This is a genomic window from Ensifer sp. GW823-FHT05D09, assembly GCF_058795755.1.
This window is the reverse complement of record NZ_JBXAIA010000012.1, coordinates 19,726-32,108: the sequence shown is the minus strand read 5'-3', so window position 1 is coordinate 32,108 and position 12,383 is coordinate 19,726. Positions and strand designations below refer to the sequence as shown.

Sequence of the window (12,383 nt, the reverse complement as noted above, 5' to 3'; positions counted from 1 at the left end):
GGTCGAAGAGAACGCTGACAGGCTGCAGGCGATGCTATTAGTGATTGAATAGGCAGGAGCACTATGGTCTCGTAAGACCATAGAAAACAATATATTATGAAAATGCGCACTGACGAGGGGGGTGGTTTGAGCGCGACATATATACAGTATAACCATGCGCTCAACGAAATATTCTTCTCCGGGCGCTTTGCCTGGCGACCGGTGTACCTGTCCCTCGATGCCCGCATGCGCCTTGAGCTCGCCGGAATGCTTGGTGAGGATGAAGCGAGGCTTGAAGAGAAGATCTGCCGCGTGGCAGGGCATGTGCTAGATAGGAGTGGTGACCCCTACGCGTCCATGAATGACCATGCGCGCATGTGGTGGATCAAATCACGATCAGCTCCGCCTCCTTTTACTGCATTGCTGTTCACCCTGTCCCATGCTGCTGCCCTCATGGCAGCGGAAGGCGATTTTGGGTCCAATAACTATTACTTGCGGCTGGCACAGGTCACGAGGCGCGAGCGGCAGGTACTAAGTTTTCACGGCAAGTCCACCGACCGACTTTGGGAACGGCTGAACTCCTGGCTAGTGGAAAACAACTACGAGTTCGGTCGTCCCACCGCGACAGCGATCAACAAATGGACATATGTCGGCAAAGCCCTGTCTCAAGTCGTTGTCCGCGCAGGCGATCGTGAACTCTTCCATGATCTTTTTGCCCGGTACGGGTTCTCCGGGAACGAAAGTATCTCCCCTGATGAGATGCGCCACTACTTGGCGAACTGGATTCTAACGAGCAAGCCCAACCGACGCCTGAAGGCAGCTTGGCAAAAACCTGAGCTCCAGCAGCGCGTGTGCGAGGCGGCGATTGCCGAGCTTTCACATTGGGGAAGTGTAGACGGCACGCCCGCAAAAGGCGCAACTTCCCTTGGCAAACGGTCGGTCAAGCTGTCATTGATCGCTAGCTTCGTGACGCGTTTCCCGCGGCCAACGACGTTGGACCTGCAGCTCGGGAGAACCGAGGAGCGAAATGAGCCTTTGCGGCCATTGTCGATTGAAGGTGCGCCCGGGCAAGAGTTCTCGCTTGCAAACGAAGATTTCGGCACCTTCGCGACGATCCTGCCGCGCCCGATAAGTGCAGATGGCCGCAGCCTAAGTCGGTCCTACAGCTTTGTGGTGCCCGGCCAGGAAACTAACCTTGATTGGCATCCACGGCTTGTCATTCCCTTGGCCAAGGCGAACGATGGGCCATATTGGATCGAAGTGGCGCGCGTCACGTTCGGCCAGCCTCATCTTATCCTCGTTCGGAATGTCAGCAGCTTCCCGAAAAAGGTCGAATCCTATCTCTCCGACGCTGCCTTGGAGATGCCTGCGAAGCTCACCTCGCAAGAGCTACCGGGCCTGCCTGCAGATTGGGTCTTGTACAAAGACGCAAGGCTCGGCCAACCATCGTCAACACCACCATTGGACCTAGATGCGCTAGTGCCGATTGGGGACGAGGGGGCACTGCTTGTTGAAGGAAGCTTCCAACTTGCGCGTGGGATCTTTCATTCACGCGCCAGCCTCGTCGCTAGTTTCCTGGCTTCCACCGGGCCCACGGAAATCTTCGCAATGCCCATGGATGCGACGACCGATGAAATCCTCCGCCGGGCCAAGGATGCCGGCAAAGCGTGCCGGCTTGAAATTCCCGCTGGAGCAGCCAAGGGACATTCGGGACTGCGGCTCGAAAGCCGCAAAGGCCCCTCTGTCGTTGCAAACACTGAAATCCTCTTACGGGATGCCAACAATCCTCGCGCCCTCGATAGGCAGGGCCGGGATGCCCTAAGCTATGCGTCGATCATGTCTGCGGCTGGCCACGAGCAAAGCCCCGGGCAGGAAATCCCTATCCGGGTCGAAGGCATGCTTGCCGTAGGGGTCGACACGATGGACTATGACCTTGGGACATCGTCCATCGAAGGGGAATTGCCCACGGGAGATTGGGAGGAACCTCAAGATATGAATCTTGCAAGCCCCATTCTCAACCATGTGGGAAATCAGACCTGCGCTGAACGCGGCTATCACATCTGGCTTTGCGAAACCTTGGAGCCCGGCAGGCCAAAAAAAACCCCGCTGAGGCAAGAGTGCAAAGACTGCGGCCAAGCCATCGTCGTGGTGGATCGTGGAAAAGCCACGGCGCGGGTCTTGGCGCCAATCCTTCGTCCCTTGAAGACGTTTACGGGTATCGGTAGTCCCGACGCTCCCCGCATCGAACACGACCTGTTGCTTGATGCCCTATGCTTCCTTGGCACGGGCTCGTGGGGTCGGTTTGAGTCGCTACTGGCTGACAAGGTGGAGATGCCCTGGCAAGCGCGGGAAATTGCACAAAACTATTCCTTGTTGGGGCTGCTTGACATCGATCTGCGGCCTGGAACGAACATCGTGCACCGGTGGTCGATACCTCCATGTGCGGTCAGCTACATCGATGAAGAAACGGCGTTCCTCTCCGGGTTCCGCTGCCAGTCCCTGCTTGAATCTATCTTTTCTGCCGTGCGCAGAGCTGATGGGCAAATCGTAGAGGCGCGTCGTTCATTGGTGCCTCCACATATTGAGATCACCAGCTTGTCTCCGGCATCATTATCACGCGCCTTGGAGGGCATAGCGGATCCCTTGGGGCGGTCTATATCGGTGAACCAATATCCGGGGCGGGAAATCGCGCGTGCGTGCCGGGAATGGAGCAATCTCGATTCTTGTTTGATACCAATCTCGATGGGGCGCCAAGCCAACTTGCAAGTCTTCAACTTGCAGACCGCGCGCTGGGATACGGCTAGCGCGATTAGCGCGCAGGGCGGTGCATATCGATGGAACGATGGCCGGCAGTCTTATGCCTTCGTCGAAGAAAGCGGACGGTCGCTAGCTGGTCCACACCAAGTCGTGAAACTCATGGCGGCACGCTCGCGACGGCGCAGGCTCCACGCCTACGATGCAAAAAAACAGGCGTTCCTTGCCACATTGGGGTGTGACGCTCCCGGTTTGCTGGGACGCGCCCTTGTTGCTTGCTCTGGCACATTGCCAGAAATTTCCGAAGGGCTGCTCAAATACAGCAATGTCGATCCCGCGACGGCCCGCCTTGTCCTAGATGCCCTGTACGAGAAAGAAGAAGCACGCGATGAAGCACGCTACGCCCACCAGCGTCATTGATTATGTGCGGGACGGATACCGCCGCTACTATGACAGCGCTTTCTGGATGCGAGACCCTGCCATCATGGCAGAGCGCCTCGCGATCCTGAATTCCTATGGCGTCATGGCGCAAGAACCGCTGATAGAGGCCGTTCCCCAATATCCATCGCTTCGCCCCATCGAGGAGACCTGCCGGGAGGCTGGGCTTGATCCGCTTGTGGCGCGAAATCTCGCCCGCGTCGTATTCGGAAGCGATACCAGCATCAAGCTGAGGGAGCACCAAGCGCAGGCCTTGCGCACCGGCACTGCCGGCGACGAAGAAGGGCGCTGTAATGTCGTCGTCACGTCAGGGACGGGTTCAGGCAAGACGGAATCGTTCCTCCTCCCGCTCTTGGCGCGCCTCATGCAGGAGCGCAGCAATGGCGTGGGTCTGGTCGAGCTTAACCCGTGGTGGGAAAAAGAACTGGGCACCGGTAATTCCCGCTGGCAGCATTCCCGTGATGGAATGGAGCCATATGTGACGCCCGCCGTGCGGGCCATGGTGCTATATCCGACGAATGCGCTTGTCGAAGACCAAATCTCGCGCCTGCGGCAAGCGGCCGCGCGCGCCATGTCCATCCATGGGCAGCCGCTCTTCTACTTTGGACGCTACACAGGCGCGACCATCGGCTCGACTTGGGTTCCCCCAGAAACCCTAAAGGCTGCAGACCGCACCCGGATCAACGAAGTGGCCCGGGAAGTCAATCGCATCGCGCGCGAGGTCGTTGCCATTGAGCAGGCGATGCGGGCCGAAGGACGTAAGGACGACAATGTCCTTGAGATATGCAGCCAATTCCAAGATCCGCGGATTGGCGAAATGCTGACGCGATGGGACATGATTGCCGCGCCACCCGACATCCTCATCACCAACACCAGCATGATGAACATCATGCTTATGCGCGATGTCGAAGCCCCCATCTTCGACAGCACGCGCCAGTGGCTCCAGGAAGATAGTGGGAACAAGTTCACGCTCATCGTCGATGAACTCCATAGCTACCGGGGCACGCAAGGGACTGAAGTGGCCCTTGTCGTGCGCAACATGCTCGATCGCCTTGGGTTGGCGCCGGATTCCCCGCAGTTGCGCTGTATTGCGACTAGCGCCTCGTTGGATGGCGAAGCCGGCAAGGATTATCTTGAGCAGTTCTTTGGCGTCCCGAGCCAGACCTTTGCCATCTATCCGGGCACCCCAAAGGTCTTCAACGTCCCGCTTCCGGTTGACTCAAGCATCCTTGAAAATAACGCAGCCGCCCTCGCTGGGGATGACAAAATTGCGGCCGACGCCGCACTTGCGGCCATATCCGGCCGCTTCTCGCCAAGGGAAGCGCTTGCCTCCGCGTGCCGCGTTGCGGGCCGGGCCATGGTTCTCAATCCCACGACCGGAAATCAAGAACCTGTCGTGCGTCCGGCACCGTTGTCATCGATAGCGAATGCACTTTTTGGCAATGAGGAGAAGGTTAGTCTCCTAGAGCCGCTGTTCATTGCCGCAAAGATGGAAGGCCGCGGAACGTGGGAAGAACCAAAGCCTACCTTCCGTTCACATATGTTCCTTCGGCAAGTTCAAGGCATCTGGGCTTGCTCAAACCCTGCCTGCACGGAGGTGGCCGCAGAGCACCGGGCGGAAGGGCGCAAGATTGGCCGGCTGTTCAAGGCGCCAGCCATGAAATGCAATTGCGGCGGGCAAGTCTTGGAACTGCTCTATTGCTACGATTGCGGAGAAGCCTTCCTTGGGGGGTTCGTGGTACCATCTACCGACGGGGCACTTTCTGGGCTTGTTTTCTTGGAGGCAACCAAGGCTGGTGAAGGTAACAGCAAGGCTAGTCAGGTCTTTGAGCGTACGCAAGATGAATTCCGGTGGTACTGGCCCGGTGGGAAATTGCCTGCTGGCGGTGCACGATGGACCCATCAATCACCGGGCAACAAGTCAATTTCTTTACAGTTTGCCAAGGGGCGGTTCGATCCCTTCTCGGGGACACTGAACCGGGGTGAAGATGGCGGCGTGGTGTTCGAGGTGTCAGGCAGCCTTGCCGACAACGAGAAGGTGGCAGGCCTTCCAGAGAACTGCCCCTGCTGCGGCAGTTCTCGCTCGTTCTTCAACTCCCGGGACAAGAAGACATTCTTCAAGGGATCTGTCGAAACCCCGATCCGCGGGCTGCGCACCGGTTTGAACGTCACTACGCAGCTCGTCGCCGACCGCGTGATGTTTGCGACCAGCGACACCGATGATGCGGAAAAGATGATTGCGTTCACGGATAGTCGTGATGACGCCGCGGACCTTGCCGCTGGCTTGGAACTCCATCATTTCCGCGACCTCATCCGTCAGCTCATCTTCAAGGGCATCCAGCCACGACAGGTTCCTACCAGCGCTGAGATCGATGCCCTCGTGGGCAAGGATCCCGATTCTGATGCAGAAGTCCGCCGGATACTGGATGAAGCTGAACGGCGGACGCCTGGCATTTTCAATGCCGTGCGCGCCAACAAGTTCAATGCCGCGAGCTCCAGTGAGAAAGACCTTATCGCCAAGCACGACGCCAGTCTTTCTGCGAACGCGGTAGCATGGCCGTCCTTGCTCACGGCCATGCGTAACGAGCTCATAGCGCTCGGCCAAAATCCGGCGGGAACGGAGGCCAGCCGCACGAAATGGGGTGATGGGAATACGCCGTGGTGGCGCTACTTCGATCCTCCAAGTGATGAATGGGAACCACTAAACAACGACGTAGCCGCCGACGAACGACGGCGGATCATGGGTTATTTCTCAACCCATGTTGCAAAGTCCCTGTTCGACAAGGCGGGGCGCGACATGGAATCAATGAGGATTGCCACGATTGAGGTTGACGCCAATGCTGGTCCTGCCCTTGGGCTAGACGAGCAAGTAGCAAGCGGCGTCTTGGCGAACGTCGTTCGCATCCTAGGGCATACGCGCCACTTTGCCGGTGAACGGACAAGAACCTCCACTAACGCGCCCCAGGCTGTTGTCGCATATATCGACAAAGTCTCCGGGTTGTTGAATCGCGATAAAGCCGAACTGGTCGCCACGATAGGCGATTTTCTTAACAGCCGTGGCATCATCAATGAGAATTGGCTGTTGCGGATGGACAACCATACGAACCTTCCCCTGAAGATCGTGCCGGCCGGAGAGCGCCCTCTATTCAGATGCGATAGTTGCTCGCGGCGCACCATGGCATTGCCGGTGAAGGCCTGTACGACAGCCCATTGTATGGGGCACCAGTTCAGCCCCGTCCCCAATCCTGGCGAAGACTACTATAGCTGGGTTTCCCGCGAACCTGCCCATCGCCTTGCCGTGGCGGAACTGACAGGCCAGACAAAGCCCATGAGCGAGCAGCGCCGCCGGCAGAGGCTCTTCAAGGGCACGGCGTTCTTGGACAAGGAGAACGTAGTCACGCACGGGTTAGAAGCACTATCCGTCACGACAACCATGGAGGTCGGCGTCGACATCGGCTCCTTGAAGCTTGTCCTGATGGCTAACATGCCGCCCCAGCGTTTCAACTACCAGCAGCGAGTGGGTCGCGCAGGCCGTGCCGGCCAGGCATTTTCCTATGCGGTCACAATCTCCCGCGGTGCCGCGCACGACGATTATTATTTCAATAATCCAGAGCGCATGACCGGCGACGTCCCGCCGCAGCCGCAACTCGACCTCACGCGGCCAGAGATAATCAAGCGCGTCCTTGCTGCAGAATGCCTGCGCCGTGCATTTGGACAATTGGACCCCGGGCCGGTACGTAATGAAGAAAGCCTGCATGGCAATTTTGGCCGATCGGGGGAATGGCAAGGGACCTACCGCGCTCCCATTGTCGAATGGCTCGCTGATGCGACCGACGTCGATTATGTAGCTGCGCGCCTTGCGGCCCACACTGGATTGGCGGGAAGGGAGCACGAGCTTGTGGATTACATACGCTCGCGCTTGCCGGGGGAAATCGATGAATGCGTGCAAGATACGCGATTCATCCAAGAAGAGCTTAGTCATCGCCTCGCGGTCGCTGGCTTGCTTCCCATGTTTGGGTTCCCAACTCAGGTGCGCAGCTTGTTTCGCGACGACTTCAGGGCCAGCAAGGTTGAGCAAACGGTCATAAGCGACCGTCCACTTGACCACGCCGTGTGGGCTTTCTCACCGGGTTCTGAAATCCCCAAGGACAAACAGCTCAATACTGCCAGCGGGTTCGTCTTTAAAAAGGACGGGTTCAAGGGCATTGAAAACCAGCCAGAACCGCTCGGGAAGCCGATGCCATATACGCGGTGTACAAGTCCCTCGTGCGGTGCAATCGCACACGGCAGCAGCCAGACATGCGCTGTTTGCCAGCAGCCATCGCGCAACTTCCCGCTCTACCAGCCCAAGGGTTTCTTGGCAGCGTATAAGGCCAATGACTATGATGGACAGCGCCAGCGTGGCCCCGCGCTACCCCCGCCAGTACGGGCTTTCCCGCAGGAATATGGAGATCTTGCGTGCGGCCCCATGAAACTGGCCATAGGGCCAGGTCCCGTTGCAGTCGTAAACGACAATGGCGGACGCCTTTACGATTTCTATCAGGAGATCAATAATCGTGTTGCTGTCCGTGACCCTGATCTCTTCCGGGCGTCGGTGCCGTGGCCTGACCCCACAACGCAGCCGTTTGACAAAGGAGCTATCGGCGCGGTCTTTACGACGGATGTGCTGAGTTTCCACATCGCTGGTGCACAGGGGATTGGAAACCTTGGCGTGCTTGACGTGCGCGGCCAACCTTCGGCGCGCGCGGCGATGGCATCATTTGCAGAATTGGTGAAGCTATCCCTCGCGACCTCGCTTGACGTCGATCCTTCGGAGTTCCGTGTCGGCCGCCAGCCCCTGGCCGCCCCTGAGTGTGAGACGGAGCAGGTATTCGTCGCCGATGCCCTTGAGAACGGGGCCGGCTATGCGAGGTGGGCATCCGACGCGGGCCACATGGAGGGTGCCATAGCGGCATTCTACGCGAGCGTTGCCCCCAAGTGGGAGCATCCCCGGCATGCTGGTGATTGCGACCGTTCATGCCCCGATTGCCTTCGAAACTATGGAAACCGGTTCAGCCACGGGATGCTTGATTGGCGCTTGGCACTCGATCTGGCTGACCTAGTCCTTGGCAACCCCATCAAGATAGAGAGATGGCTAGAGGGGGCGGAGGATCCATCAGTCGATTCCTTCCTACGGATTTGCGAGGGCGCAGGGCTTGCCGTCGAACACGATTTTAGCAGTGAGGGCTTGCCGATCTTGCGGTCGGGCAACCGGGCGCTCGTCCTTGGGCATCCCCTATGGCACACCCAGAATGGGTTGTTGCAACCCCTGCAAATGTCAGCGCGCGATGAGCTGCGGGCCAGCGGCATAGAACCTATCTTTGTTGATGTGCGGGATTTTGCAGCCCGGAGTGCTGCCTATTTCTTGAGGTTACAGCCTTGATCGAACTTGTAGGAGTCCCGGGAAGCCCTGAACATGATGCGGCGCTCGCCATCAAGCAGGCGTTTGTTCAAACATGGCCAGATATCGAGGTATCGCCAGCAGATCACGACCTCATAAGGATCGCATCCAATGTCAAACTCTCCGGTCACAAGGTGAGTGACATAGACGTCGTTGTGATGGCGCGCCTAAGAAGCAAGCGCTACATCGTAACTAATGTGGTAATTAACGACACCGACGGCAACCGCATCCTTGGTGGCCAAGTCCGTGTTCGCTCCTTCGTGTCCGCCATCGAAGTGAAGGACCATACGGCTGACGGTATGCAGATCGCTGCCGGCGGCGTCATGGTGCGCTATAATGGCAAATGGAAGAGCGCCACGGACCAAAATGAAGAGCAGCGCTATGCCTTGCTAGAGTATTTGCAGGGGACCACGAACGCCAATCCTTGGGTCTATCGCTGCTTGATGCTAAGGGGCATCGACCAATTGCCGAAGGTACGAGGAAGGGTGCATCCCTCGGCGGGAGCAGTTCCTGGCCAATTCACCATGGCAAGCTTGCTCGTGGCGATGGCTGCCGTGAATGGTATTCGCAAGATGGGCAGTGAGCATGTAATCCGGTCGGCAAATGACGAGATCATGGAGCAAGTCATTGATGATGCGCTGCTCCTGCCCATGGTGCCGTCCGACCTTGACCGCAAGCGCATGGACCGCATCGCCGCGCGGCCGGCTGAAGCCCAAGAGCTTGCCGCCCTGCTGGGTGAACATCGCGTCCACCTCCGCGGCCATGGCGGGACGGGCAAGACCATATTGCTCCTGCAGGCCGCCTACGAGGCCTATGTTCGCCACGGGAAACGGTGCTTGCTCCTCACCTACAATACGGCCTTGGCAGCCGATATTCAGCGGACGCTTGCGCTAATGAACATCCCTGCGGACGGTGAAGGCGGTGGCCTTGCCATCCGTACAGTCATGTCCTTCATGTTTTCGTGGCTTCGCAGGCTAGGTGTAACCGGCGACGGGGAGTTGGATTTCTCAACCTATGATGCGAAGTGCCGGGAAGCGTTGGACTACATCGCCCAAGGCGCGGTGAGAGAGGCCGAGATTGAAGCGATAAAGGCCGAGGACTTCATCCAATTCGATTTTGATGTGGTCTTGATCGACGAGGCGCAGGACTGGCCACAAGCAGAAGCAGACCTTTTGTGCTGCCTTTATGGAGGCAACAGGGTTTCGCTTGCGGATGGCATGTCACAGCTCGTCCGGGGCAATCCAACAAACTGGAAGTCCTCGGTTATAGGCCAGCCAAAGGTTGGACAACGGCACTTGCAAGGTGGCTTGCGGATGAAGGCCAACCTCTGCGTCTTCGCCAATGCTTTGGCCGAAGAGGTCGGCCTTCCATGGCGCGTGGATGCGAATCGTGATGCGCCCGGTGGGCGGGTAGTTGTCCTCGAAGGAAGCTACTGTGACGCGACCGACCTCCAGAGGGAGGTGATGGCCTCGGCACTAAAATCAGGGAACATGCCGTTGGACCTGCTCCACTGCGTGCCGCCATCTGGGGTCATCGACAAAGAGGGCTCTCGCATAAGCCGGCTTTCCCAGTCCTTCGTGCGGCAGGGGTGGAGCGTTTGGGATGCGGTTGATGATCGCGTACGCCGTCATTTCCCACGGTCGGCGGAAGAGCTGCGCATCGTCCAGTATGAGTCGTGCCGGGGCCTAGAAGGCTGGACCACGGTGCTGGAGGGCTTGGATGAGTTTTGGGAGCTGAAGCGCTCACAAGCTCCGCGGGATTTTCAAGATGGTCTAGGGACCGGCTCTTCACCGGAAGCGATCGCCTGGCGCTGGTGCATGATACCCCTCACGCGCCCCATTGATACGCTAGTCATCACTTGCCCTGCCAACAGCGTGGTTGGCCAAGTGCTGGCGGCCATGCGGAAGAAGCTGCCGGATGTTGTCGCTTAACCAACATTCGGTTCCCGCCTTCGAAACCTCCTACGGCTAACCGCCTTAAACTGGCTGCGGATTACCGTCGCATAATCACCGTCTGGCGCCAACAGCAAGGCCACCCCACGATGCGAGCCATCTTTGCCAGGCTCACGCAGGAGACAGCCTCGTCCTCACCGATGACGATCATTAAACGGCAACATCTGCGTTCGACCAGATTGAAGTTATTGCATTCTGAACCGCTACTCTGTCGCAGATAACGTCGTTGGCGAATGATGCGACCAAGCTTGTCGATCCAGATGTGGAGTGAGCTCGCGGTTTAGAGATTGCAGTGGTCTGCCTGCGCCTTGTTGATGTCTCAGCTAACTTTCCGAGCGCGAATCACTTCGACAATTTGTTACAACCCGGCTGAATCGATCACTCCTGGTGAGAAGACGACCATGAAACTGGCGAATTCTGATACTGTCGGTCCGGCGCAGCATACAAATACTGCCGCCGGGAACCTTTTTCGCCAGCGTGAGGCGCATGATGACTAAACTAACTTTCGCGGACCTCTTCTCGGGCTGTGGAGGACTTTCGCTGGGACTAACCCTTTCAGGGCTCCAAGGACGCTTTGCCATCGAGCGTGACGGCATGGCGTTCCGGACCTTCGCAACCAACATGTTGGAAAGGAAGGGGTCAAGGCGTTTTGACTGGCCTCGTTGGCTTGAGCAAAAGGCCTGGGACATCGAGGAACTGTTGGACCAGCACTTGACGGACCTAAGGTCGCTGAGAGGCCAAATAGATATCCTTGCTGGTGGGCCTCCATGCCAGGGGTTTAGTTTTGCCGGGCGCCGCAACGAAGATGACCCGCGTAATCTTCTCTTCAAGAAATATGTCGAGATGGTCCAAGCCTTGCAGCCGCAGGCAATCGTCATCGAGAACGTCCCGGGAATGAAGGTCGTCCACACTCGTCGAAACGTCGTTGACCTTCAAAACCCAAACAGCGGAGAGAAGAAGCTGTCGTTCTACGACAAGCTGGTCGAAAGCCTCTCGGAGGTGGGCTACGTAGTCGAAGCTAAGCTCGTCGATTCGTCAGCATATGGCGTGCCGCAGAAGCGGTCCCGCCTTATCATCATTGGTGTCAAAAAGGATCTTTGCGAGTGGTTGGGCGGCGGGATTTCTCACGTGTTCCAGCTATTGGAGAACGCAAGGCTGGCCCAGCTCAAGGAGCTTGGACTGGGTGATGTCGTCACGGCCGCTGACGCTCTCTCGGACTTGGAGATAGATGGCCACACGCTTTGCCCCACAACAGACCCGGAGTGCCCAAGGCGTTTTTTTGAAGCAAGCTATGAGGGGCCTACCACACCCTATCAAGAGCTAATGCACTTTGGCCATGAAGGCCCGATGGACAGCATGCGCCTTGCTCGCCACCGAGATGACGTCCGCGAGCGGTTCGGGAAGATCCTTGCGGAATGCAGGCGTGGCGTCCGCATGGACGATGCCAGTCGGAAAAGCTACAATTTGAAGAAGCACAGGATCTTCCCAATGGCTGGTCACGATCCTGCTCCCACGGTCACGACGTTGCCGGACGACATCTTGCATTATTCGGAGCCACGCATCCTGACAGTCAGGGAATATGCTCGCCTCCAATCCTTCCCGGATTGGTTCCACTTCAGGGGGAAGTACACTACCGGCGGAAAGCTTCGTACGAAGGAATGCCCGCGATACACTCAGGTAGGAAACGCAGTTCCACCCCTGCTTGCCCGCGCTATCGGCAATGCGTTGCAGCAAATGCTCGCGGAGGTATCCGAGGCGCGAGACCAATTTGCGCAGACGAGGCAGGCCGAAGCGCCGCCTGCGCTCGCAGTAGGATGACA

4 protein-coding genes are annotated in these 12,383 nt (G+C 58.0%); all 4 read left to right on the top strand.

Translation table 11 applies throughout. The features are described from left to right. Positions 1–96 precede the first annotated feature (96 nt). A complete protein-coding gene (locus AC1Q80_RS26725) occupies positions 97–3,153 on the top strand; it encodes a hypothetical protein (RefSeq protein ID WP_492362386.1) in 3,057 nt (1,018 codons plus the stop codon). Beyond that, positions 3,122–8,593 carry a DEAD/DEAH box helicase gene (locus AC1Q80_RS26720; protein ID WP_492362385.1) on the top strand — a complete coding sequence of 1,824 codons (5,472 nt, stop codon included), beginning with the start codon at positions 3,122–3,124 and terminating at the stop codon, positions 8,591–8,593. Before AC1Q80_RS26725 ends, AC1Q80_RS26720 begins: the two co-directional genes overlap by 32 nt. Then, positions 8,590–10,542 (top strand): DNA/RNA helicase, encoded by a 1,953-nt coding sequence (locus AC1Q80_RS26715; protein ID WP_492362384.1) that lies wholly within the window; start codon positions 8,590–8,592, stop codon positions 10,540–10,542. The genes AC1Q80_RS26720 and AC1Q80_RS26715 overlap by 4 nt, the downstream gene beginning before the upstream one ends. A 507-nt stretch (positions 10,543–11,049) precedes the next feature. Then, positions 11,050–12,381 (top strand): DNA cytosine methyltransferase, encoded by a 1,332-nt coding sequence (locus tag AC1Q80_RS26710; protein ID WP_492362383.1) that lies wholly within the window; start codon positions 11,050–11,052, stop codon positions 12,379–12,381. Positions 12,382–12,383: the final 2 nt, after the last annotated feature.

What these genes read in the sequence shown, in the direction of transcription:
- AC1Q80_RS26720 (WP_492362385.1), top strand. Translation starts at nt 3,122, where the DNA reads ATGAAGCACGCTACGCCCACCAGCGTCATTGATTATGTGCGGGACGGA.
- AC1Q80_RS26725 (WP_492362386.1), top strand. Translation starts at nt 97, where the DNA reads ATGAAAATGCGCACTGACGAGGGGGGTGGTTTGAGCGCGACATATATA.
- AC1Q80_RS26710 (WP_492362383.1), top strand. Translation starts at nt 11,050, where the DNA reads ATGATGACTAAACTAACTTTCGCGGACCTCTTCTCGGGCTGTGGAGGA.